The sequence below is a fragment of the Mesorhizobium sp. M2D.F.Ca.ET.226.01.1.1 genome, assembly GCF_004022705.2.
Taxonomy (GTDB): Bacteria; Pseudomonadota; Alphaproteobacteria; order Rhizobiales; family Rhizobiaceae; genus Mesorhizobium.
The window spans coordinates 256647-281587 of record NZ_RZOY02000007.1 but is presented as its reverse complement, the minus strand read 5'-3'; the positions used below and the strand labels follow the sequence as shown (position 1 = coordinate 281587).

At 63.7% G+C, this 24941-nt stretch carries 20 protein-coding genes; 15 read left to right on the top strand and 5 right to left on the bottom strand.

Annotated elements, in window-relative coordinates; all coding sequences use genetic code 11:
- Position 1: 1 nt before the first annotated feature.
- From EN869_RS18500 to EN869_RS18490, 3 genes are all read right to left on the bottom strand, one after another.
- Positions 2-2995 (bottom strand): sarcosine oxidase subunit alpha, encoded by a 2994-nt coding sequence (locus EN869_RS18500; protein ID WP_127226993.1) that lies wholly within the window; start codon positions 2993-2995, stop codon positions 2-4.
- Positions 2992-3270 carry a sarcosine oxidase subunit delta gene (locus EN869_RS18495; RefSeq protein ID WP_127226994.1) on the bottom strand — a complete coding sequence of 93 codons (279 nt, stop codon included), beginning with the start codon at positions 3268-3270 and terminating at the stop codon, positions 2992-2994. Before EN869_RS18495 ends, EN869_RS18500 begins: the two co-directional genes overlap by 4 nt.
- Before the next feature lie 72 nt (positions 3271-3342).
- Positions 3343-4602 (bottom strand): sarcosine oxidase subunit beta, encoded by a 1260-nt coding sequence (locus EN869_RS18490; protein WP_127226995.1) that lies wholly within the window; start codon positions 4600-4602, stop codon positions 3343-3345.
- A gap of 193 nt (positions 4603-4795) precedes the next feature.
- Here EN869_RS18490 and EN869_RS18485 point away from each other — a divergent pair, with 193 nt between their 5' ends.
- From EN869_RS18485 to EN869_RS18415, 15 genes are all read left to right on the top strand, one after another.
- Positions 4796-7285: a mechanosensitive ion channel family protein gene (locus EN869_RS18485; protein WP_127226996.1), complete on the top strand. Its 2490-nt coding sequence runs from the start codon at positions 4796-4798 to the stop codon at positions 7283-7285.
- A 312-nt stretch (positions 7286-7597) separates the two neighbouring features.
- Positions 7598-7861 (top strand): hypothetical protein, encoded by a 264-nt coding sequence (locus tag EN869_RS18480; RefSeq protein ID WP_127226997.1) that lies wholly within the window; start codon positions 7598-7600, stop codon positions 7859-7861.
- A gap of 260 nt (positions 7862-8121) precedes the next feature.
- The gene (locus EN869_RS18475) at positions 8122-9555 is read left to right on the top strand and encodes a UbiA family prenyltransferase (RefSeq protein WP_127226998.1); all 1434 of its coding nucleotides are present in this window, start codon (positions 8122-8124) and stop codon (positions 9553-9555) included.
- The gene (locus tag EN869_RS18470) at positions 9555-10907 is read left to right on the top strand and encodes an FAD-binding oxidoreductase (protein WP_127226999.1); all 1353 of its coding nucleotides are present in this window, start codon (positions 9555-9557) and stop codon (positions 10905-10907) included. Before EN869_RS18475 ends, EN869_RS18470 begins: the two co-directional genes overlap by 1 nt.
- A gap of 121 nt (positions 10908-11028) precedes the next feature.
- On the top strand, positions 11029-11478 hold the full coding sequence (locus EN869_RS18465) for an EamA family transporter (RefSeq protein ID WP_127227000.1): 450 nt from the start codon (positions 11029-11031) through the stop codon (positions 11476-11478).
- Complete coding sequence (locus tag EN869_RS18460) at positions 11475-12482, top strand: NAD(P)-dependent oxidoreductase (RefSeq protein WP_127227001.1); 1008 nt, start codon at positions 11475-11477, stop codon at positions 12480-12482. The genes EN869_RS18465 and EN869_RS18460 overlap by 4 nt, the downstream gene beginning before the upstream one ends.
- 31 nt (positions 12483-12513) lie before the next feature.
- Positions 12514-13980 (top strand): aspartate aminotransferase family protein, encoded by a 1467-nt coding sequence (locus EN869_RS18455; protein ID WP_189341213.1) that lies wholly within the window; start codon positions 12514-12516, stop codon positions 13978-13980.
- Between the two features lie 3 nt (positions 13981-13983).
- Positions 13984-15216: a hypothetical protein gene (locus EN869_RS18450; RefSeq protein WP_127227003.1), complete on the top strand. Its 1233-nt coding sequence runs from the start codon at positions 13984-13986 to the stop codon at positions 15214-15216.
- Positions 15213-15965 (top strand): FkbM family methyltransferase, encoded by a 753-nt coding sequence (locus tag EN869_RS18445; RefSeq protein ID WP_127227004.1) that lies wholly within the window; start codon positions 15213-15215, stop codon positions 15963-15965. Before EN869_RS18450 ends, EN869_RS18445 begins: the two co-directional genes overlap by 4 nt.
- 154 nt (positions 15966-16119) lie before the next feature.
- Positions 16120-18681 carry an FAD-dependent oxidoreductase gene (locus EN869_RS18440; protein WP_127227005.1) on the top strand — a complete coding sequence of 854 codons (2562 nt, stop codon included), beginning with the start codon at positions 16120-16122 and terminating at the stop codon, positions 18679-18681.
- Between the two features lie 124 nt (positions 18682-18805).
- Positions 18806-19747, top strand: a complete 942-nt coding sequence (locus EN869_RS18435) for a phosphoribosylaminoimidazolesuccinocarboxamide synthase (protein WP_127227006.1) — start codon at positions 18806-18808, stop codon at positions 19745-19747.
- Positions 19748-19822: 75 nt separating this feature from the next.
- Positions 19823-20665: a DUF1194 domain-containing protein gene (locus EN869_RS18430; RefSeq protein WP_127227007.1), complete on the top strand. Its 843-nt coding sequence runs from the start codon at positions 19823-19825 to the stop codon at positions 20663-20665.
- Between the two features lie 127 nt (positions 20666-20792).
- A complete protein-coding gene (locus EN869_RS18425; protein ID WP_127227008.1) occupies positions 20793-21743 on the top strand; it encodes an ABC transporter substrate-binding protein in 951 nt (316 codons plus the stop codon).
- Between the two features lie 166 nt (positions 21744-21909).
- Complete coding sequence (locus EN869_RS18420) at positions 21910-22683, top strand: ABC transporter permease (RefSeq protein WP_127227242.1); 774 nt, start codon at positions 21910-21912, stop codon at positions 22681-22683.
- Positions 22680-23471, top strand: a complete 792-nt coding sequence (locus EN869_RS18415) for an ABC transporter ATP-binding protein (RefSeq protein ID WP_127227009.1) — start codon at positions 22680-22682, stop codon at positions 23469-23471. The genes EN869_RS18420 and EN869_RS18415 overlap by 4 nt, the downstream gene beginning before the upstream one ends.
- A gap of 21 nt (positions 23472-23492) precedes the next feature.
- On the opposite strand, the gene EN869_RS18410 is transcribed toward EN869_RS18415, so the two are convergent.
- Positions 23493-24431, bottom strand: a complete 939-nt coding sequence (locus EN869_RS18410) for a GlxA family transcriptional regulator (RefSeq protein WP_254633786.1) — start codon at positions 24429-24431, stop codon at positions 23493-23495.
- A gap of 306 nt (positions 24432-24737) precedes the next feature.
- Positions 24738-24872 carry a hypothetical protein gene (locus EN869_RS35510; protein WP_108702985.1) on the bottom strand — a complete coding sequence of 45 codons (135 nt, stop codon included), beginning with the start codon at positions 24870-24872 and terminating at the stop codon, positions 24738-24740.
- Positions 24873-24941 lie beyond the last annotated feature (69 nt).

The following is a 24941-nucleotide window of genomic DNA, read 5'->3' as shown; positions in this document are numbered from 1 at the left end:
CTCAGCCATGCATGCGGCTCCCGTCCGGGTCGTAGAAATGGTTGGAGACGATCTCGATCGGTCCGAACCGGTTGCGCAGCGGATCGGAGACGAAGGCGCGGGTGCCGTGACGCGCCTTGCCGCCCTTGACCAGTGCCAGCGCAATGTATTTGCCCAGCGCCGGCGAATAGCAGCAGGCGGTGATATGTCCGAGCGAATCGTGCGGATTGGCCTCGTCCAGCGCCTCGACAACGTGTCCGCCGCCATTGAGCGGCCGGTTGTCGAGGGCAACCACACCGACGAGCTGCAGCCGGTCGGACGCGATCAGGCCTTCCCGGTCCATCATGGCCGAGCCGATGAAGGGCTTCTTCTTCGACAGCATCCAGTCGAGATGGAGGTCGCGCGCGGTGGTGCGGCCGTCGATCTCGGCGCCGGTGACATGGCCCTTCTCGATGCGCATCGTGCCCAGCGCCTCCAGCCCATAGGTGACAAGGCCGAAAGGCTTGCCGGCCTCGATCAAGGCTTCCCAGACGCGGGTGCCGTAGCCGGCGCCGGAATAGACCTCGAAGGCCATCTCGCCGGAGAAGGACAGCCGGCAGATCATCACCGGCACGCCGGCGATCCGGCCATGAACGATGCCCATGAAGGGGAGCGTGGTGTTGTCGACGGCGGTGCCGGTGACGCAGGAAGCAAGGATTGCCCGCGCGTTCGGACCGCCGATCGCAGCGCCCGCCCATTCGTCGGTGACGGAGGTGACCGTCACCTTCAACTCCGGCCAGATGACGTCGAGGAAATACTCCAGATGCTGCATCACCTTGCCGGCATTGGCGGTGGTGGTGGTCATCAGGAATTCCTGCTCGCCGAGCCGCCAGGTGGTGCCGTCGTCGAAGGCAAGGCCGTCCTCGCGCAGCATCAGTCCGTAGCGCGCCTTGCCGACGGCCAAAGTGGAAAACATGTTGGTGTAGACGCGGTCGAGGAACTCGGCCGCGTCCGGTCCCTGCACCGCGATCTTGCCAAGCGTCGAGACGTCGACGATGCCGGCGCTTTCGCGCGTCGCCCTGGCCTCGCGCACATAAGCCTGCTCGACCGTCTCGCCGGGGAGGCCGTAGATCATCGGCCGGTACCAGAGGCCTGCCGAATACATCCTTGCGCCATTCGCGATGTGCCAGTCATGCATCGGCGTCAGCCGCTCGGGCTTGAGATCGCCGAAGCGCTCGGCCGCCAGCGAGCCGATCGACACCGCCGTGTAAGGCGGGCGGAAGCGTGTCGTGCCGACCTCGGGGATCGGCTTGCCGAGCGCCTCGGCCATGATGGCGAGACCCGGCACGTTGGAGTTCTTGCCCTGGTCGGTCGCCATGCCGAGCGTGGTGTAACGCTTCAGGTGCTCGACCGAGACGAAGCCCTCTCGATGCGCGAGCCGAACATCCTCGGCGGTCACGTCGTGCTGGAAGTCGACGAAGCTCTTACCCTTGGCCTTGATCTCGAAGACCGGCGCCGGATCGGGATCGCCCGGAGCCGCTTCGACGAAGGGCAAAGACGCCAGGGGAGCACTTCCGCCGGCCGCTTGAAGACCCGCAGCGCGGCCCTCGGCAATAGCTTCCACGGTCGAAAAACTGCCGGTGAAAGCGCCGGCGCCGATCCAACGCTGCGTCGGCTTCGGCGGCAGGAAGGCCTGCCTGGCCGGATCCCATTCGGCCTTCGCGCCGGCCTGGCTGGCGAGATGAATGGTCGGCGACCAGCCACCCGACATCAAAAGGCTGTCGGCATGGATGCTGCGCTCGTCGCCGCTGAGCGCACCGCTCGTGGCGTCGAAGCGCTGCGCGTTGAGGCCGGTGAGCGCCTTGCCGCCTTCGGTCGCAACCACGGCGTGACCGGCGAGCAGCTCGGCCTCGGCCTCGCTCGCCAGCTTGCGCATCTCGTTCGAGACGTCGCCGCGGACATCGATTATGGCGACAATTGCGGCGCCTGCCTTTTTCAAGGCAAGGGCAGAACGGTAGGCGCTGTCATTGTTGGTGAAGAGCGCGATGCGCTGTCCAGGCAGCACGCCATATTCGTTGGCGTAGCGCTCGGCCGCATGCGCCAGCATGACGCCGGGACGGTCGTTGCCCGGGAACACCAGCGGCCGCTCGAAGGAGCCGGTGGCAAGCACCACCGTGCCCGCGCGGATGGCCCAATAGCGCTGGCGCGGCTCGCCCTTGGCGGCCACTTCCTTGTGGTCGGTCACCCGTTCCAGCGCGGCCAGAGTGTTGCCGTCGTAATAGCCCCACACTGTGGTGCGCGGCAAAAGCCGCACATTGTCGTTGCCTGCGAGCTGCCCGACCGTGCGCTGTGCCCAGTCGGCGGCGGGCATGCCGTCGATGGTTTCGCCTGACCAGTTGGCGGAGCCGCCGAAATTGGCTTCGAGATCGGCAAGGATGACGCGCGCGCCCTGGTCGGCGGCGGCCTTCGCCGCCATCAGGCCGGCCGGGCCGGAGCCGACCACCAGCACGTCGCAAAACGCGTTCATGCGTTCATAACGTGACGGATCGGGAGCGGTGCCTGCCTTGCCGAGGCCGGCGGCGCGGCGGATGAAATGCTCGCAGAACATCCAGAAGCGCGTGCCCTTCAGCGGACCGATCACCGGGCCCATGAAGGTCTTGTAGTAGAAGCCGGCGGACAGGATCTTGCCGCCGAGCTGGTTGATCGCGCCGATGTCCCAGGCGAGCGAGGGCGTGCGGTTCTGGCTGACGGCGACGAGCCCGTCATAGATTTCGACCATGGTGGCGGCGATGTTCGGCTCGCGCACCTCGCCGCGCAGCACCGTCACCAGCGCGTTCGGCTCCTCGACGCCGGCGGCGAGCAGGCCGCGCGGGCGATGGTATTTGAACGAACGGCCGAACAGCGTCACGCCATTGGCAAGCAGCGCGGAGGCCAGCGTGTCGCCGGCATGGCCGGTGTATGTCGCGCCATCGAAGGTGAAGCGGATGGTGCGCAGCCGGTCGATGCGGCCGCCGGTTTCGGTGCGGCGCGGGCTCATGAGCGGCCCTCCGCCTTGTGGCCGCCACGGGCAAAGGTGGTGCTGCGGATTTCATGCGTGAGCGTGTTGCGCACCACCCGCAGATGCGCGCGGCAACCGCCGGAATGCTGCCAGATCTCATTGTGGTCGCCGGCCGGGTTCAGCCGGTCGTAGACATAGGCGGTCCAGGCATCGAGGTCCTGCGAGGCGGGCTGCGGCCGCTCGCGGTTGCCGTCGCCCTGGTAGGTGAATTCGATGACGTCGCGCGGGCCGCAATAGGGACAAGTGATCAGCATCTTTTATGTATCTTTTTGTTCAACCATGATCTTTTCCAAAAACCGGCTTCCACTTTTTTGGATCATGGTTCCCTAGTGCAGCCGCGGCGTCGCGCCCTGGCCTTTGTCGTCGATGACGAGGCCGCGGTAGAAGCGGTCGAGCGTGAAGGGCGCGTTGAACTCGTGCGGCTCGTCCTTGGCGATGGTGTAGGCGAAGCACCAGCCCGAGGCGGGCGTTGCCTTGAAGCCGCCATAGCACCAGCCGCAATTGAGATACATGCCCGGCAGCGGGCCGGTGGTGATGATCGGCGAGCCGTCCATCGTCATGTCGCACAGCCCGCCCCAGGAGCGCAGCATGCGCACCCGGGCGAGACCCGGGAACAGCGCCAGCATCTCGCTCATCACCTCGTCGACGATCGGCAGGCTGCCGCGCTGGGCGTAGCTGTTGTAGCCGTCGAGGTCGCCGCCATAGACGAGGCCGCCCTTGTCGGATTGGGAAATGTAGAAGTGGCCCATGCCGAAGGTCAGGATGGTGTCGATGATCGGCTTCAGCGATTCCGAGACGAAGGCCTGCAGCACGTGGCTCTCGATCGGCATATGCGAGATACCGGCAAGCTGCATGACGCGGCCGGTGCTGCCGGCAACCGCCAGCGCGACCTTCCTGGCACGGATCTCGCCGCGCGTCGTCGAAACGCCGGTGATGCGGCCGCCGTCGCGCAGGAAGCCGGTGACCTCGCAGTTCTCGATGATGTCGACGCCGCGCCGGTCGGCGCCGCGCGCATAGCCCCAGGCGACGGCGTCGTGGCGGGCGCTGCCGGCGCGCCGCTGCATCAGCCCGCCGAGAACCGGGAAGCGCGCCGATCCCGAGACGTCGAGCGCCGGCACGAGCCGCTTGATCTGATCGACGCTCATCAGTTCGGCATCGACGCCGAGATGGCGCATGGCGTTGCCGCGCCTTGCGTAGTCGTCGAGCTGGGCGGGCGTGTGCGCGAGATTGAGGCAGCCGCGCTGCGAGAACATGACGTTGTAGTTGAGGTCGTGCGAAAGGTTCTCCCACAGCTTCATCGAATGTTCGTAGAAGCGGGTGTTCTGCGGCAGGAGATAGTTGGAGCGCACCGCCGTGGTGTTGCGGCCGACATTTCCGGAGCCCAGCCAGCCCTTTTCCAGCACCGCGACATTGGTGATGCCATGTTCCTTGGCAAGGTAATAGGCGGTCGAAAGGCCGTGGCCGCCGCCGCCGATGACGATGACATCATAGGAAGCCTTGGGGTCCGGCTTGCGCCAGGCGGGTTTCCAATCCTTGTTGCCCGTCAGCGCGTTCTTGAGCAGCGAAAAGGCTGAATATTCCGCCATTCTAACTATCGTCCTTATGATGCGAGGCGGCAGACTATAGAGCAGGCGGGAAGCGCAAAGCCAAGATTGCGCCATCGCTTTTCGACAGGCCGACTTTCACCGGCACGATCGGGACGGCTTGCCGCTTGATAGGCCGGTCTTTATCAAGGGCGGGAATTTCGAGGATTTTCGGCTGCGAGTCGTCAGCAAACTCATGTTCTTGCGCCTGCTACGCCTGGTTCTGGTCGTCATCGTCGCCGTCTTCGGGCAGCCGGCGCTCGAAGCGTCGGCGCAGGCGATCGGCCATGGTTCGTCGCAACTCATCGCCGACCAGACCAAGGTCATCCAGGACCTGACGACCAAGACCGACGGCCTGGAGAAGAAACTGAGCGACCCCGACCAGGACGATGCGGGGCTGGTCGACATCCGGCTGCAACTCGAGGATATTTCGCGCGCGGCGCTGACCAGCGCGCTCGCATTCCGGCAACGCCTCAACGACATCAACAACCGCATCCAAGTGCTCGGACCGCCGCCGGCGCAAGGGCAGCCACCCGAGCCGGCGATCGTGAGCAACGAACGCGGCGCGCTTACCGCGGAGAAGGCCGAGATCAACGCGGTCGTTGCCAGCGCGCAAAACCTGTCGATCCGCGTCAACGGGCTGGTCGACAAGATCGCGGTCATGCGCAGCGAGCTTTTTCGCAGTGTCATCACCAAACATTATGACCTGACCGAAGCGCTGAGCCCGCAGGCGTTTTCCGACGCGCATGAGCAGTTCACGGCCCTCTATAAGGCGGTGTCGTCCTGGCTGAGCTTCGCGCTCAAGTTCAAGTTCCAGGCAATTCTTGCCGCGACGTTCATGGCGCTAGTGCTGGCGGCGGTGCTTTTCATCGGCGGCAGGCGCCTGTTCGGCCGCATCTTCGAGCCCGATCCAACCGTTGAAGAGCCATCCTATCTCAGCCGGCTTTCCGTCGCCTTTTGGTCGACATTGCTGCCGACCGCGGCGCTTGGCGCCTTCTTCGCCTCGGCCGTGTTCTTCTTCAACTACTACACCGTGTTGCGTGGCGATATCGGCACGTTCCTCAACGCCTTGCTGACCGTGATCGGCACGGTCTTCTGCGTCAACCGGCTGACCAATGCGGCGCTCGAGCCACGCCTGCCCAACTGGCGCCTGATCCCGATTGCGACCGGTCCGGCGCGCTGGCTCGTTGGTCTGGCAACGGCAATGGCCATCGTATTGGGCCTCAACTACTTCCTGTCGGTGGTCAACGAGAAGATGGGGTCGCCGCTTTCGCTGACGATCGCCAGGAGTTTCGTCGCCACCATCATCGTCGGCGTCATCCTGATCCTGATGGGGTTGCTGCGGCCGTTCAGGGCGGCCGACGGTTCATGGCGCCCGTGGCCGGCCTGGCTTCGCTTCATCGCCATCGGGCTCGGCCTGTTCACCATCGCCGCGGCGCTGCTCGGCTATATCGGCGTGGCGCTTTTCGTCTCGTTCCAGGTCGTGGTCACCGGCACCGCGCTGGTGACGGCCTATATCGGCTTCCTGTCGGCGCGCGCGATCGGCGAGGAGGGCGGCTTCGCCGACACTTCGGTCGGGCGCTGGCTTTCGGAAAAGTCCAGCTACGAGGATACCGCCCTCGACCAACTCGGCCTGGTGGTCAGCATCGCCATCAACCTGATGATCGTGCTGGTGTTCCTGCCGCTGATCCTTCTGATGTGGGGTTTTCAGCCGGGCGATATCGAGGCCTGGGCCTACAAGCTTGCGACCGGTGTCACCATCGGCTCGGTGACCATCTCCTTCCTCGGCATCCTCAGCGGCATCGTCGTCTTCGTCATCGGCTATTTCCTGACGCGCTGGTTCCAGGGCTGGCTGGACGGTTCGGTGATGGCGCGCGGCAAGGTCGATCCCGGCGTGCGCAATTCGATCCGGCTCGGTGTCGGCTATGCCGGCGTGGCGATTGCCGGCCTGGTCGGTATCTCGGCGGCCGGCATCGATCTTTCCAACCTGGCGCTGGTCGCCGGCGCGCTTTCGCTGGGCATCGGCTTCGGCCTGCAGAATGTCGTGTCGAATTTTGTTTCGGGCCTGATTCTGCTTGCCGAGCGGCCTTTCAAGGTCGGCGACTGGATCGTCGCCGGCGACGTCAGCGGCACGGTCAGGAAGATCAGCGTGCGCGCCACCGAGATCGAGACCTTCCAGCGGCAGTCGGTGATACTGCCCAACTCGAACCTCATCAACAATGCGGTCGGCAACTGGACGCACCGCAACAAGCTCGGGCGCGTCGACATCAAAGTCGGCGTCGCCTATGGCAGCGACGTCAAGCGCGTCCATGCCTTGTTGACCAACATTGCGCGCGCCCATCCGATGGTGCTGAAGAATCCCGAGCCGTTCATTCTCTTCGCCAATTTCGGGCCTGCCGCGCTCGAGTTCGAAGTCCGTGTGTTCGTGGCCGACATCATGAACAGCAGCGTCGTGCAGAACGATATCCGCTTCGCCATCTTCGATATCTTCGAGGGGGAGCAGATCGAGATCCCATCGACACCGCGCGCCGTGGTCGAGACCAAGAAGCACGAAGCCTGGCCGATCGACGACGACAAGATCGAGGCCGAATTCGCCGAGCGCCAGAGGCTGGAGGAGGAAGCCGCGGCCGAGCGGGAGCGGCTGGCCAAGATGAAGCGCAAGGGGCGGAAGCCCGATCCCAGCTAAGGTGCATCGACATTCGGGTGGGGCCGGCCTGCAAATGGCGGTTTCCTCCGCTTCCGGTGCTCACGTACTTTAAGTACTCTCCGCTCCGGTTCTCGGAACCCACCTTGTTTGGTCGCTTCGCGCCCGTGTTCGACTCCGACTCGGCCTGACCCGAACACCTTTTGCGGTGTTGTCTCCGCTGCCGAAACCGATTGTGGCATGAATGCGGCATTCAGTTGCGGTTCAGGTAACATCTCATATAAGCTTCGATGCAAAGGGCGAGAATGCCTTGCAAATTTGAACAGAGGCGGTGTGTGAAACACCGGAATTGAAATGTGGAAGTCTGTCGTTGCCGCCATCGCTTTGCTGGCACTGGGCGGTTCGGCTTTCGCCGCCAGCGCGATCAATAAGGACTCTCAGACGCGGACGTTGGTCGTGACCGAGGGCGGCGCCAAGAGCGAGCTGACGCTCGGTGCAGGCGAGACGGTGGAGTTCTGCCCGAACGGCTGCTTCGTCACCCTGCCCAATGGCGACCTCGAAGCCCTGACCGGTTCGGAAACGGTCGAAATTTCGGGCGGCGCGGCCCGTATCAAGTAAGCCTCGCCACGAGTTGGCGTTGCAGGATTGGCCAAGGCCGGACCGATGTCCGGCCTTTTATCGTTTCGGGTAGGCGTCGCTTAACGATGACGCCGAAAAACCGGTATGACAATGCGCTGCAACCGGGCGTTTTAACGTTCGCTGCGTCATCTCCCGCTATATCCAACCAGAGGACGCCGGCACAGGGCGTGGGTTGAATTGGCGCGTGGTCCTTTCCGAGATCGGAGTTTCAGGATCCTGCGCTTGATCGGGGCAGGGCAATGGACGCGAGGTCGGACAGGAACGCAATTCCGCTTGCGGTCGATCTCGACGGCACGCTGATTGCAACCGACCTTCTGTGGGAAGGCCTGTTCATCCTCCTCAAGAAGAATCCGCTCTATCTCTTTATGCTGCCGCTCTGGCTGACCGGCGGCCCGGCGCGGCTGAAGCAGGAGATCGCCAGGCGCGTCGACATAGATCCGGCCTCGCTGCCCTATCGCCAGGACCTGCTCGAGCGATTGCAGAACGATCATCGCGAAGGGCGCCAGCTCGTTCTGGCAACGGGAACGCCGCGCAAGTTCGCGGAAGCGATCGCGGCGCATCTCGGCATTTTCGATCACGTGCTGGCGACCGACGGCCCGCACAACATGACCTCGGGCCGTAAGTGCGCAGCGCTTGTCGCCGCCTATGGCGATGCGGGCTTCGATTATGCCGGCAACAGCCGCCATGACCTCAAAGTATTCGACGCCGCGCGCAACGCGCTGGTGGTGGCGCCCGACCGCAGCGCGCGGCACTGGCAGGCGGCGCATCAGGCCGAGGCCGTGCCGGCGCCGAAGCCGACGCTGAGGACCTACGTCAAGATGCTGCGCATGCATCAGTGGCTGAAGAACGCGCTGATCGCCGTGCCGATGGTGCTCTCGCACGAATATTTCAATCCGAACATGATCTGGGAGTGCCTGCTGGCATTCCTGTCCTTCAGCGCCGTGGCGTCCGCCATCTACATCCTCAACGATTTCTTCGACCTCGCGCTCGACCGCAAGCATCCGACCAAGCGCAGCCGGCCCTTCGCCAGCGGCGCGTTGTCGATCCCGTTCGGGATCGGCGCGATCGCCGTGCTGCTCGCGATCGGCATCGCCGCGAGCCTTTTCCTTCCGATCGAATTCCTGGGCGTGCTTGCCGGCTACATGGCGGTCACCACCGCCTATTCGCTGTCGTTCAAGCGCATGCTCCTGGTCGATGTGCTGACGCTTGCCGGCCTCTACACGATCCGGGTGCTGGCAGGCGCGGCCGCCACCGGCGTCGATGTCTCCTTCTGGCTGCTCGCTTTCTCGATCTTCTTCTTCCTTTCGCTGGCGCTGGTGAAGCGCTTCGTCGAATTGCGAACCACGGCCATTCCGCCGGGCGAGCGCATCGCCGGTCGCGGCTACCGCACCGAGGACCAGGAAATTGTCGCACAGGCCGGCATGGCGTCGGCCTTCTCCTCGGCGCTGGTGCTGGCGCTTTATATGGACAGCCCGGCGGTGCGCGAGCTCTACCCGCATCCCTGGCTGATATGGCCGCTGGCCCCGATCGTGCTCTATCTCACGATGCGCGTCTGGATCCTCGCCCGGCGCGACGAGATGCATGATGATCCGGTCGTCTTCATCATCCGCGACTGGCGCAGCCAGATCGTCGTCGCCATCGGCGCGGTCTTCCTCGTCGCCGGAGGCTGGTGATGGACGCCAAGCGCTTCGGCAGCTTCGGACGGGCGACGCCGCCGGCGCGCAAGGCGATCCCAGCGGATGAGGCGATCGCCCTGCTTAAGCGCGGCGAAGCGAAAGCCGGATCGCTGCTCGGCTACGGCAATGGACGCTCCTATGGCGACAGCTGCCAGAACGATGCCGGCATGGTGGTCGACATGCGGCCGCTCAATCGCATCCGTTCCTTCAACGCCGAGACCGGCGTGATCGAAGCGGAGGCCGGCACGCTGCTTTGCGACATCATCGCTCACGCCGCGCCCTATGGCTTCTTTCCGGCTGTGGTCCCGGGCACCCAATTCGTGACGCTGGGCGGCGCGATCGCCAACGATGTGCACGGCAAGAACCATCATCGACGCGGCACCTTCGGCAACCATGTCGAGGCCCTGACGCTGCTTCGGTCCGACGGCCGAACCTATCGCTGCTCGCAGGCCGACAATCTCCGCCTGTTCAACGCAACGATCGGCGGCATGGGGCTGACGGGACTGATCCTGTCGGCATCGATCAAGCTGATGCGGGTGCCGTCGCTCGACATTATAGAAAGCGCCGCGCGGTTTCGCGATCTCGGAGAATTCTTCGATCTCGCCGAGGCCGCCGACCAGGACAACGAATATGCCGTCGCCTGGATCGACCAGCTTGCCGGCGGCCATGGGCGCGGGCGAGGACTTCTGTTCACCGGCAATCATGCCGAGCATGGCTCGCACGCAGCCGCGAATGCCGGCAGCCGGCTTTCGGTGCCGGTGCAGCCGCCGTTCAACGTTCTGAACCGGCCGTTCCTCACTGTCTTCAACGCGGCCTACCGTTGGAAAAAGGGCAAGTCCCCGGTTCCGCGCCAGGCGGGGTATCAAGGCTTCTTCTTTCCGCTCGACGGCGTTCGCGACTGGAACCGGCTCTACGGGCCGCGCGGGCTTTTTCAGCATCAGAGCGTGGTGCCGTCGGCCAATGCGCGCCGCATCGTGTCTGCGCTGCTCGAGGCGGCGCGGCGGGCGGGGCAGGGATCGTTCCTGACCGTGCTCAAGCGCTTCGGCGACGTCCGCTCGCCGGCGCAGCTCTCGTTCCCGCGCCCTGGCTACACGCTGACGCTCGATTTCCCCAACCGGGGCGAAAGGACGTTGCGGCTGCTCGCCGAGCTCGATCGCATCACAGTCGAGGCGGGCGGGGCGATCAATCCCTACAAGGACGCGCGGATGGGGGCTGAGACATTCGCCGCGTCATTTCCGCAATGGCAGCGGCTGGAGGCGCTGCGCGATCCGGCTTTTATGTCGAGCTTCTGGGCGAGGACGGCCATGAAACTGGATATCGGACAAGGGAGTGTCGAGGCCGCGGAATGATAAAATTTGAGTAAATCACGGTGGACGAAGTGTTAAATACTGGTTCACTCAAAACACTGTCGCGACTTCACGAAAAATTTGCGGGTTTGTAATAGGACCGCTCAAGGGCGGGGTGGCAACAATGAAATACATAATCTTCATTCTCTTCACGGTCATGACCAATGCGGCGGCACAGCTGATGCTGAAGCAGGGCATGATGTCGATGGGACCGATCTCATTCGAAGGCGTCAATCCGCTCGTCAAGCTTTTGCAGATCGTGTTCAGCCCCTGGGTGTTCCTTGGCCTGTGCACCTTCGTCATCTCGATGGCGTCGCATCTCTACGTGCTGTCCAAGGTCGAGCTCAGCTTCGCCTATCCCTTCCTCAGCCTGGCTTATGTCGCCGTGGCGATCTTTGCCTATTTCGTCTTCCGCGAGGACCTCAACGGCTGGCGCATCGCCGGCATCGCCTGCATCTGCGTCGGCACGATCCTGATCGCCCAGAGTGGCAGAGAAATGGGCGGGCGCGGACATGAGGAGCAGACCGCTTCCATCACTCCCCGCAAGATCGGCACAAGCGAGATCGTTCGATGAGACATGTGATTTTCGGCGGCGACGGCTTCGTCGGCCGTCACCTTGCCCCCAAGCTCGTGGCCGATGGCGAGGACGTCGTCGTCGCCGATATCGCCAAGAGCGACTTGCCGCATTACCGCTCGGTGCGCTTCATCACCTGCGACGTCACCGATCCGGCCTCGGTCGCGGCTGTCGGGCTCAAGTCCGACGACATGGTCTATAACCTATCGGCCAAGATGCTGTCGCCGATCCAGGTGCGCGCCAAGCGGCACGATTTCTTCTTCCCGGTGAATTTCCACGGCACCGAGAACATCATCCAGGCGATGGACAAGGCCGGTGCGCAGCGGCTCGTCCACTACACGACCGACATGATCTACGGCCACACGGTGGTCCTGCCGATGACCGAGGACCATCCGGTCTCGCCGCTTGGCGAATACGGGCTGTCGAAGCTGAAGACCGAGGAACTCGCCGCCGAATGGCGCAAGCGCGGCATGTCGATCTCGCTGTTCCGACCGCGCCTGATCATCGGCCCCGGCCGCCTCGGCATCCTGGAAAAACTGTTCAAGCTGATCGACTGGAACCTGCCGGTGCCGATGATCGGCTCGGGCCGGAATCCCTATCAGTTCATCTCGGTGTTCGACTGCGCCGAAGCCGCCCGCGCTGCCTGGAAGGCAGGCGTGCCGAACGAGGCCTACAATCTCGGCTCGCTCAATCCGCCGCCGGTGAAAAAGCTGCTGGGCGATCTCATCCGCCATGCCGGCTCGAAGTCGATCCTGCTGCCGACACCCGGCTGGGCGGTCAAGCGCACGCTCGACCTGCTCGATTTGCTCAACATGCCGATCATGGACCCGGAGCAATATCTGATCGCCGACGAGGAATGCGTGCTCGACGTGTCCAAGGCCGAGCGCCAGCTCGGCTGGGTGCCGCAATATCGCGACGAGGACATGCTGATCGCCGCCTATAGCGAATACCGCGCCAAGAAGGACGGCCACGCCGTCGCCACCAAGCACGTGCCTGCCGAATAGGCGTCGAAGGGGAGATTTTCAGATGACTGTCATGGCCAAGCCGGAACAGACAGGCGCGCGCACGCTGGTCGAAGCGCCGGCACTGTCGCCCGCTTCGATCGCCAAGCCCGACCTGATCAGCGTCGAGCAGGCCAAGGCGATGGACGTCGCCCGCATCACCGACCTGTTCAAGACGCATCTCAATCCCGGACAGCTGCATTTCATGAAGCTGCTCGGCTTCCACAAGGTCAAGATCGAACGCGCCGAGGGCATGTTCTATATCGACCAGAACGGCCGCAAGATCCTCGACTTCTTCGGCGGCTTCGGTTCGCTGGCCTTCGGCCACAACCATCCGCGCATCCTGGACGCCCGCAAGAAATTCCAGGAGGAGAAGCGCCAGGAGATCGCGATCGCCTTCATGTCGCAATATGCGGCGGCGCTCGCGCACAACATCGCCAAATGCTCGCCGGGCGACCTCGACATGGTGTTTTTGGGATCCTCCGGTTCGGAAGCCATGGAAGCGGCGGTGAAGCTCGCCGAGCGCGCGGCGGGTCCGAAGCGGCCTAAGGTCGTCTATGCGGAGAATTCCTTCCACGGCAAGACCAAGGGCGTGCTCGCGATCACCGACGGCCAGCTCTACCGCGCCGACTTCAAGGTGGCAGACAATGTCGTGCGCGTGCCTTTCGCCGACATCGACGCCGTCGAGCGGCTGTTTAGGAGCGATCCGGAGATCGGCGTCATTGTGCTCGAAACCATCCAGGGCGGCGGCGGCATCATCCAGGCGCCCGCCGAATATTGGCAGAAGCTGCGCGCACTTTGCGACCGCTATGGCGTTCTGTGGGTGGCCGACGAGGTGCAATGCGGCTATGGCCGCTCGGGCCGCTTCTACGCCTTCGAGCATTACGGCGTGGTGCCGGATGTGACGGCGCTGGCGAAATCGCTGGGAGCCGGCAAAGCGGCGGTCGGCGCCATGATCGCCAGGCGCGACGTCTATATGAAGGCCTATGGCACGCCGAAGACGGCGATGATCCACGCCATGGCGACCTTCGGCGGCATGGGCGAGGCCTGCGTCACCGCGATCGAGGGCATCAATGTCCTCTATGACGAGGGGCTGATCGACAACGCCGCTTCGACCGGCGAGTACCTTCTGCAGCGCCTCAAGGCGCTCAAGGAAAAATACCCCAAGATCATCAAGGACGTGCGCGGCAAGGGTTTCATGATCGGGCTCGAGTTCCACGATTTTTCGCAGACCCTGCCGATGGTGCTCAGACCGGTGGTGAGCGTGCTCGACGACAAGCTGAAGGGCTCGCTTTCGGGCTTCGCGGGGTCGCTGCTCTTGCGCGACTACGACGTGCTCGTCGCCTTCACCGAATACAACCGCAACGTCATCCGGCTCGAGCCGCCGCTGATCTGCCAGCGCGAGCATGTCGACCGCTTCGTCGATGCCTTCGACAGCCTGTTGTCGCGCGGCATCGTGGCGATCGTGAAGGATTTCGTGAAAAGCCAGGTCGGTAAATAGCGGATGCTGACCAGGCCGTCCGCTCCGACTGATCCGCTGGAACGGTTGACCGGCGCCGGCCTGGCGTGGGGTGAGGGGACTTACGCGAAATGGGCGGCATCGATCGGGGCGGTCGCCTTCTCGCTCTATATCCTGCTGATAGCCGCGACCGCCTGGTTCATGCCCGAGGCCAACTGGGACATGCTGCCCTATCTGGCGACCGCCGAGGAGGGCGCGTATCCCGATCCGCAGGGGCTGCATGATTATGCCTACAATGCGGTCAAGGCTGGCGTGTCGGCCAGCGACTACAAGACATTGACCGACGATGGCGGTGGCTTCCGCAGCCACATGGCGGAGAATGCCACCGACTTCCATTCACTGCTCGGCATGTACCGGATCAAGTTCCTCTATGCGGAGATCCTGTCCAGCCTGAGTCACGTCGTCTCGCCTGTGGAGGCGATGCGGCTGGTTCAGGTCTTCTCGGTGCTGTTGTTCGGCGCCATCACGCTCGCCTGGCTGCGCGCGGAAGGCGCGCTGGCGCTGGCGCCGGTCGTCGGCGCTATCCTGATCATGGCCGATTTCGGCGATGCGGCGCGGGCCTCTACGCCTGATCTGCTATGCTCGGCGCTGTTCATCGGCGGGCTCTTCGCCTATGTGCGCAAGGGCGAGGCGGCGACGGCGGTCCTGCTCTTCCTGGCCTTCATGGCCAGGCCCGACAACATCGTTTTCCTCGCCATCTTCGCCGTGCTGCTCGTCGCTTTCCGTGAGAAGGCATGGGGTGCACTGGCCGGTTTCGTTGCTTCCTTTGTCGCCTATTTCGCCATCTCGCACTGGGCGCAACACCCGGGCTGGTGGCCGCATCTGTGGTTCTCCAGCATCGAGCAGCATTACAATATGGACGGGTTCGAACCGCCGTTCTCGATGACGGCCTATCTCAAGGCCTTTGCCGCCTCGGTGGTTCGCGCCGTCACCATCAACAGCTGGGTCGGTGTCTCGGTCCTGGCACTGGCCGGCTGGTTCGGTTTGAACCGCGCCGGCTTCCGGCTCGACCGCCGCGCCGGCATTTTGCTTGCGGCGCTGGTCCTTGGCGTGCTGGCGAAGTTCACCGTATTCCCGATCCACGACACCCGCATCTACTTCCCCAATCTCCTGCCATCCTTCCTGCTGCTCGCCGCGCCGCTGATGTTACTGTGGGCAGCGGCGAGCCCTGGCGGGCATCGCACGGCGCTGCAGGCCATTCCCGGAGACAAGTCATGAGCTCGCTGTCCAGCCTAGCGCGCATTCTTCTGTCGCTCGGTCTGCCGGCCGGCCTGCTCGATCGCGGACCGGCGCTGCACGGCACGAAATTCCTTGCGAAGGCTGCGCTCAAAGCGCGCTTCGGCGGCCGGCCGTTCCAGATGGTCAATGTCGGCGCCTGCGACGGCGCGCTGTTTGACGACGTGACGCCGTGGCTGCACCGGATCCCCGGGGCTCGCGCCATGCTGGTCGAGCCGATCCCCTATAACCAGAAGCGGCTGCGGGCCAATTATCCGGATACGACGCGCTTCGTCATCGAGCCGGTGGCGGTGACCAAAACCAAGGGCACTATCACCGTCCATACCTTCGATGCCGCGGCCCTCGAATCCGGCACGCTGCCGATCGAGTTCATCGGCTGCTCCTCGGTGACCGACACCAATCTGATGTCGGGCAAGAACGCCTGGGGCGAGGCGGACGCCAACTTCAACAAGTTCGCGCCGCACCTGAAGGACATCGAGGTGCCGTCGGAGACCTTGCAGACGCTGCTCGACCGCAACGGCATCAGCCATATCGACGCTTTCCTGGTCGACTGCGAAGGCGCCGACTGGATGGTATTCGAGCAGCTCGACCTCGAGCGCTACCGCCCCGGCATGATCAAGATAGAGGTCGGCGCGCTGCCTGCCGCCGAGATCGGCCAGGTTGTGGTCAAGCTCAAGACCGCCGGTTACCAGGTCGGCTTCCAGGCCGAGGACATCTGGGCCTTCGCCTGAACAGAATTCCATTCCGAGCCAAGTCCGGACGCGGGGTCGCGGCGTACCTGCGACGTGTCGCAAACAGGCGGTAGCCCGATCCGCGTCCTCTGCATATTGTGCGCCATTCGAAGGGGCGCAAACGCGCCCGTCTATCCCTTTGGAGTCGCGGGCAATGGCAGAGTTTCCGAAAAAGGCGAAGGTCGTCATCGTCGGCCTGGGCGGTATAGTTGGCGCCTCGGTCGCGCATCACCTGATCGAGCGCGGCTGGGACGACATTGTCGGCATCGACAAGTCGGGCATCCCGACCGACATCGGCTCGACGGCGCACGCCTCGGATTTCTGCTACACGACCAGCCACGATTTCCTCTCGTGCTGGACGACGCTCTACTCCATCGATTTCTATGAGAAGATGGGCCACTACGCCCGCATCGGCGGTCTGGAAGTGGCCCGCGTCGGCGACGATGCCCGCATGGACGAGATCAAGCGCAAGATCGCCTCGGCCAAATCCTTCGGCACCCGCGCGCGTCTGATCGAGCCGGCCGAGATCAAGGAAAGGTTCCCGCTGATCGAGGAGCACATGGTGCTGGGCGGCCTATGGGATCCGGATGCCGGCCTCGTCATTCCGCGGTCGCAGACGGTGGCCGGTAAGCTGGTCGACCAAGGTGTCGCTTCCGGCAAGCTGCAGGCCTTCGCCAACACCTCGGCCAAGGACCTGATCGTCGAGAACGGCCGCATCAAGGGCGTGGTGACCGAGCGCGGCACGATCGAGGCCGACTATGTCGTGGTCTGTACCGGCATCTGGGGCCGGCTCACCGCGGCGCTGGTCGGCGAAGACCTGCCTGTCATGCCGATCGACCATCCGCTGACCTTCTTCGGCCCCTACAACGAGTTTGCCGGCACCGGCAAGGAGATCGGCTGGCCGCTGCTGCGCGACCAGGGCAACTCGGCCTATATGCGCGACACCGGCGATCCAAAGACCGCGGAGGGCGGCCAGATCGAATGGGGCTACTACGAGGAGAACAATCCGCGCCTGTGCCACCCGCGCGATCTGCTCGAAAAGCATGAGGCGCGGCTTTCGCCCTCGCAGCGCGATCTCGACATGGAGCAGATCATGGCGCCGCTGGAGCGCGCCATGGAACTGACGCCGATCCTCGGCGAACTCGGCTACAATGAAGGCCATTCCTTCAACGGCCTCTTGCAGGTGACCACGGATGGCGGCCCGTCGATGGGCGAAAGCCAAAAGGTGAGGGGCCTGTGGTATGCCGTCGCCATCTGGGTCAAGGACGGCCCGGGCATGGGCAAGCTGATCGCAGACTGGATGACCGACGGCCGTACCTCGATCGACCATCACGCCATTGACTATTCACGCTTCTACCCGCACCAGACTCAGGAACAGTTCATCTGGGATCGCTGCACCGAGACGGCGATGAAGGTTTACAATCCGGCGGTGCATCCGCGCGAGCCGTTCTCCAAGGGCCGCAACATCCGCCGCTCGCCCTTCTGGGAGCGCGAGAAGGAGCTCGGCGGCTATTTCATGGAACTGGGCGGCTGGGAGCGCGCCCATGGCTATGCCGCCAACGAGCATCTGCTGGAGAAGTATGGCAACCGCGTGCCGGTGCGCGAGAATGAGTGGGACAACCGCCATTTCTGGCGCGTCTCCAATGCCGAGCACCTGGCGATGAGCGAGGATTGCGGCATCGTGAACCTGTCGCATTTCTCAATGTATGACGTCGAAGGCCCCGACCATGTCGAGCTGCTGGAGTGGCTGTGCGCCGCCAAGATCGGCGGCGACAACAATATCGGCAAGGGCATCTACACCCACTTCCTCGACGAGGAAGGCATGGTGCGCGCCGACTTCACCGTCATCCGCATGCCCGATCGCTGCCGGGTGATCGACGGCGCCGACGCTGGCCCGCGCGACTTCCGCTACATGCAGCGCACCGCGCAAGACAAAGGCTTCGACGTCACAGTCACCGACGTGACCGAAAAATACGTCACCATCGGCATCTGGGGACCGAACGCCCGCACGACCCTGCAGAAGGTGGTCGAGGATCCCAACGGGCTGACGCCGGAGAATTTCCCCTTCGCCGCGATCAAGCCGATCCGGATCGGCGGCAAGGATGTGATGGCCTTCCGCATCTCCTATGTCGGCGAGCAGGGCTGGGAACTGCATATGCGCTACGAGGACGGCCTTGCCGTTTGGGACGCGCTGCGCTCCACCGGCGTGATGCCGTTCGGCGTCGAGACTTATGCCAACACGCGCCGCATGGAAAAGAGCCTGCGCCTGCAGAACGCCGATCTGCTCACCGAGTACAATCTGCTCGAGGCCGACCTTGCCCGTCCGAAGGTCAAGGAGAACGACTTCTGCGGCAAGGCCAAGCATCTGGAATATCGCGCCCGCGCGAACCAGCCGGCGATGCTGTGCACGCTGGTGATGACCGACAACATCGATTCCAAGGGCGTCGCCCGCTATCCGGTCGGGACCATGCCGGTGATGGACCCGGCGAGCGGCGAGACACTGGTCGACGAGCTCGGCCGCCGCTCCTTCACCACTTCGGTCGCCTACGGCCCGACGATCGGCAAGAACATCGCGCTCGCCTATCTGCCCTGGGCCTATGCCCAAGAAGGCCGCAAGCTGCAGGTCGAGTATTTCGGCGAGACCTATCCGGTCGAGGTGGCCGGCGTCGGCTACAAGCCGCTCTACGACCCGGAGAACCTCAAGCCGAGGAGCTGAGATCGGCGCAACTCCGGCAACTGAAGCTCGGCCTTCTTTTGGAAGGCCATCACGCTTGGCTTGATGTGCGCGAGGCCAGCGGCTTATGTGGCCCGATCAGAAGCCCGCGAAAGCAACACGCCCCATGCGCATCCTCTCCGACGCCTTCATTCCTGAGCTTCCCAATCACTATCACGGCAAGGTGCGCGAAAATTACGATCTGCCGGACGGGCGCCGCATCATCATCGCCACGGATCGCCTGAGCGCGTTCGACATCATCCTGGCCTCGATCCCGTTCAAGGGCGAGGTGCTCACTCAGACGGCACGCTACTGGTTCGAGGAGACCGCCGACATCTGTCCCAACCACGTGCTGGAATATCCCGACCCCAATGTCGTCCTCGGCACGCGGCTCGACATGCTGCCCGTCGAAATGGTCGTGCGCGGCTATCTGGCGGGGACCACCAGCACCTCGATCCTGACCAAATACCGGAAAGGCGAACGGAGCTTCTACGGCCACAGCTTTCCCGACGGGCTCCGCGACAATGAAAGACTGCCGCAAGCAATCATCACGCCGACCAGCAAGGCTGCCCATGGCGGCCATGACGAGCCGCTGTCGGAAGCCGAGATCATCGGCCAGGGGCTTCTCACGCAGGCGCAGTGGGACACCGTATCACGCTATGCGCAGCAGCTGTTCGCCCGCGGCCAGCAGCGCGCCGCCGAACGCGGCTTGATCCTGGCCGACACCAAATATGAATTCGGCACCGCGTCGGACGGCACCATCGTGCTGGCGGACGAAATCCACACGCCCGACAGCAGCCGCTATTGGATCGCGGCGAGTTACGACGAGGCTTTCGCAAGCGGCGGGCGGCCGCAGAGTTTCGACAAGGATTTCGTCCGCTCCTGGGTGTCGGCGCGGTGCGATCCCTACAAGGACCCCATCCCCCAGATTCCCGACGAGATCATCAACCAGGCCTCGGCGGTCTATATCCAGGCCTATGAAGCGATCACCGGCGCGAAATTCGTGCCCGACCTTTCCGGCGATACCGTGCTGGAACGCATCCGTTCGAACCTGGCGCGGTATTTTTGACGTCCCGCGCCGGCGGAAAACAAGGCTCGGAAGTGCCGGCTTTTGCGCGCGGCGATTTTCGCTTAACCTTCCGCCATGTCCGCTTATGCCCGCGCAAGGCATATCGTCCAAGGCAGCGCCGCCCTGACGCTGGCGCTTTGGCTGACACCAGCAGCGTCTCCCGCCGAACCCGTCGATGTCGAACTGGTGCTGGCGGTCGATGTTTCGCTTTCGATGTCGCCGGCCGAGCTGGAAATCCAGCGCCACGGCTTCGCGGCGGCACTGACGCATGACAATGTGCTGAAAGCCATCGCTGACGGCGCCTATGGCAAGATCGCCGTCACCTATGTCGAATGGGCGGGCACGACCTGGCAGCGCGTCATCGTGCCGTGGACGGTGATCGCCAACCGCGCCGACGCCGAGGGATTCGTCGCGCAGCTCGACGCCAAGCCGCCGGACAGCGCCCGGCGTACCTCGATCTCCGGGGCGCTGATCTTCGGCAGCGACCTGTTCGCCGAGAGTGGTTTTGAGAGCACCAAGCGCGTTATCGACGTTTCGGGCGACGGGCCCAACAACCAGGGCGCGCCCGTCAACCTCACGCGCGACGGGGTGGTCAAGCAAGGCATCACCATCAACGGGCTGCCGCTGATGACCCGGGGTGGGATCGGCGGCGCTTTCGACGTCGACAATCTCGACCGCTATTACAGCGACTGCGTCATCGGCGGGCCGGGCGCCTTCATGATCCCGGTCAATGACTGGACGCAGTTCCCCGAAGCGATCCGCCGCAAGCTGGTGCTCGAGCTCGCCGGCCCCGCTTCGCCGCATTGGGCGGCGGAAGAGGCCGCGCATGTGCCGGTCTTGCTCGCTGACGACAAGCCGGCCACCGACTGCCTTGCCGGCGAGAAGATGTGGCGCAACCGCGGCTGGGGCGTGCCTTGACGGATAGAGAATCCGGCATGACCTTACACGCGATCAGGATGACATTTCGTTGAAACGTCGCTTCATTGACAAGCCTTTTGGCGTCTGTGAGACAATTGTGCTCCACCAAAAAACACGGGAACCAACGATGAAAAGAACCACCATTTTCGCGGCAGCGCTGACGGCGGCCGCCGTGCTCGGCGCGCCGGCGATGGCCGCTACTTCGCTCACCATCGGCATCAGCGGCTGGACCGGCTTCGCGCCGCTGACTTTGGCCAAGCAGGCCGGGCTTTTCGAAAAGCATGGGCTCAACGTCACGCTGAAGAAAGTGCCGCAGGCGAGTCGCCCGCTGGCGATCGCCAGCGGCGACCTGCAATGCGCGGCGACCACGGTCGAAACCTGGATGGTGTGGAACGCCAGCGGCGTTACCACCAAGCAGATCTTCCAGCTCGACAAGTCCTACGGCGCTGACGGCATTGTCGTGCGCAACGACATCAAGTCCGTCGCCGACCTCAAGGGCAAGAACGTCGCCTCATCGGCACCTGGAACGTCGCCCTATTTCCTGCTCGCCTGGGTGCTCAACAAGAACGGCATGTCGACCAAGGACGTCACCGTCGTCAATCTGGAGCCGGACGCGGCGGCGCAGGCCTTCCTGGCCGGCCAGAACGATGCCGCCGTGACCTACGAGCCGTTCATTTCGGCGGTGCGCGACAAGGCCGACCAGGGCCATATCCTGGCGACCACGCTCGACTACCCGATGGTGCTGGACACCGTCGGCTGCACGCCGGACTTCCTCAAGGCCAATCCCGATGCAGCAAAGGCGCTCGCCGACAGCTATTTCGACGCGCTCGAGCTGATCAAGAAGGATCCGCATAAATCCTATGAGATCATGGGCGCCGACGTGAAGCAGTCGGCCAAGGAGTTCGAGGATTCGGCCAAGTACCTGAAATGGGCCGACAGAGAAGAGAACAAGCAGTTCTTCACCAAGGAGTTCCAGGATTTCTCCAAGACGGCGGCCGAGCTTTTGTTGCAGATGGGGCTGATCAAGGAAGTCCCGGATGTGACGACGCTTGCCGATACCAGCGCGGTGGCCAACTGATCGCGCATCACCCGATCGGCGGCGTCAGGCCGCCGATCCCTTTTCTCTAAAGCGCGCCGCGATCCTCCGGATACGCTCCTCGCGCTTTAGCTTTGACTTTGCGCATGTCTTTACCCGAAACGGGTTCCCACTTTCGGGAGACATGCTTTAAGGACAGGGCCTGATGCTGCGTCCCTTGCACCCCGTTCAGCCGGGCACGCGAACCGTGCTCGGCATCGCCTTCTTCATACTGTTCGTGGTGTTCTGGGCATGGATCACGCTCGGCGGCCATGTGAACCGTATCTTCCTCGCCGATCCGCTGTCGATGCTGAAGGACGGCTGGCGGCTGCTCACCGAGGATCGATTCTGGCTCGACATATTGATCACCATCTGGCGGGTCTTCGGCGGCTTCGCGCTGGCTTCGATCGTGGCGGTCCCGATCGGCATCGCCATGGGTGCCTGGAAGCCGGTCGAAGCCTTCCTCGAGCCGTTTGTGTCCTTTGCGCGCTATCTGCCGGCATCCGCCTTCATCCCGCTGCTCATCCTGTGGGCCGGCATAGGCGAATTTGAAAAGCTCCTGGTGATCTTCGTCGGCTCGGTGTTCCAGATCATCCTGATCGTTGCGGTCAAGGTCGGCGCTACGCGCCGCGACCTGGTCGAAGCCGCCTATACACTGGGGGCGACCGACAACGGCATCGTCAAGCGCGTCATCATGCCGGCCAATGCGCCGGAGATCGCCGAGACGCTGCGGCTGGTGCTCGGCTGGGCGTGGACCTACGTCATCGTCGCCGAGCTGATCGGCTCATCGTCGGGCATCGGCTACATGATCATCAACAGCCAGTCGCGGCTGGCGACCGGGCAGATCATCTTCGGCATTATCGTCATCGGGCTGATCGGGCTTCTGTCCGACTTCGCCTTCAAGGCGCTCAACCGCTGGCTTTTTCCATGGAGCCTGGCGTGAGCAAGCTGCTGATCGAAGGCGTTTCGCGGACCTTTGCCGGAGTTAGGGGCGGTCAACCGGTGCAGGCGCTGCAGCCGGTCGATCTTGCCGTCGCGGCCAATGATTTCATCACCATTCTCGGCCCGTCCGGCTGCGGCAAGTCAACATTGCTCAGGATCGTCGCGGGATTGGAGGCGCCAAGCACGGGTCGCGTTCTGCTCGATGGCAAGGCGGTCACAAGGCCGGGACCGGATCGCGGCATGGTGTTTCAGTCCTACACGCTGTTTCCCTGGCTGACGGTCGCCGAAAACATCGGCTTTGGCCTGCGCGAGCAAGGCAGGCCCGAGCGCGAGCGCAACGAGATCGTCGCCTCCTATGTCGATCTGGTCGGCCTCAAAGGTTTCGAGAACCATTGGCCGAAGCAGCTTTCGGGCGGCATGCAGCAGCGTACCGCGATCGCCCGCGCCTTGGCCAACGATCCCGCGATCCTTTTGCTCGATGAGCCGTTCGGTGCGCTGGACAACCAGACGCGCGGGCTGATGCAGGAATTGCTGCTCGGCATTTGGGAGCGGCGCAAGAAGACGGTGCTGTTCGTCACCCACGACATTGAAGAGGCGATCTTCATGGCGTCGCGGGTGATCGTGATGAGTGCCCGGCCTGGACGTATCAAATCGGACGTGCCGGTCGACCTGCCGCATCCGCGACACTACACGCTGAAGACGAGCCCGGAATTCTCGGAGCTCAAGGCGCAGCTCACCGAAGACATCCGTATCGAGGCGATGCGGACAGCGCAGACGCAGCCAGCTTAGACGGCTGCGTTTGCTGCCTGCTTAAGCCGCCAGCAGCTGCTTGCGGTCGACGCGCTCCTGCTGCGGCGAGCGGGCATAGAGCTCGCGGTAGCATTTGGAGAAATGCGAGGCGGAGACGAAGCCGCAGGCGACGGCCACCTCGACCACCGGCATCGACGACTGGATGAGCAGGTGCCTGGCGCGGTCGAGCCGGATCTCCAGATAGTAGCGCGCAGGCGAGCGGCCCATCTCGGTGCGAAACAGGCGCTCGATCTGCCGGCGGGAGAGATCGACATGGTCGGCGATCTCGATCAGCGACAGCGGCTCGGACAGATTGGCCTCCATCAGTTCGATGATGGTGAGCACCTTGGAGTTCTGGACGCCGAGGCGGGCGCGCAACGGCAGGCGCTGGCGGTCGGTCGGGCTGCGCACGCGGTCGGTCAGCACCTGCTCGCAGACGCGGTTGACCAAGCTCTCATCGAAATCGTCGCCGATCAGCTTCAGCATCATGTCGAGCGCGGCGGTGCCGCCTGCGCAGGTGTAGACGTTCTGATCGACCTCGAAGAGGTCGGCAAAGACGTTGGCTTTCGGGAACGCCTCGGAGAAGCCCGGCAGGTTCTCCCAGTGGATGGCGCAGCGCTTGTTGGACAACAGGCCGGCGGCGGCCAGGATATGCGCGCCGGTGCAAAGGCCGCCTACGGCGACGCCGCGATTATACTCCTCGCGCAGCCAGGCGAAGGCCGATTTGTTATGGTAGCGCTCGACATTGATGCCGCTGCAGACGATGGCCATGTTCGGCCGGTCCGGCCCGGCCATCTTCTTGCGTTCTTCCTCCAGCGAGGTGTTGACGGCGCATTCGACGCCGTTCGAGGCGCGCACCGGCTTGCCGTCGATGCTGGCCAGGCGCCACCGGTAGGCCTCGTATCCTAGCATCCGGTTTGCCGAACGCAGGGGGTCGAGCGCCGTCGCGAAAGCGATCATGGTGAAATCAGGGACGAGGAAGAACACAAACGATCTTGTGACCGGATGCTTTACGGCATTCACGGGAAACCTCACGCAGCCATGACGCGAACAGGATGTCGCGAACAGCATAGCGTCATCAGGAAAAACCATTCCTGTCAATCGGGTAGGCGGCTAAACGAAGATTATATTTGCGACATGGGTCGCAAATGGGCAATGCGTGCAACCGCTGCGCGTCGATGCGCTGGCGGTAAGTGGCTGCACCGAATAAAAACGCCGCCTCGGCGGAGCCGGGCGGCGTTGAACTCAGCTTGGTGCTGGATCGTCTCAGGCAACGAAGCCGAGACGGGCAGCGGCCACGGCGCCGGTCTGGCCGGGCATGGTCTTGGCGAGGCGCTGACGCTCCAGAGCGGTCGTCAGGTTCATTTCGCGGCGGGCAAACAGGCGGGCAAAGAGCTTCATCATCATCTCCATTTGGTTGCTCAGACGGGTCGCCTTCGCTTAAGGAGTGGGGCAGCTCGTTTTTTGCTG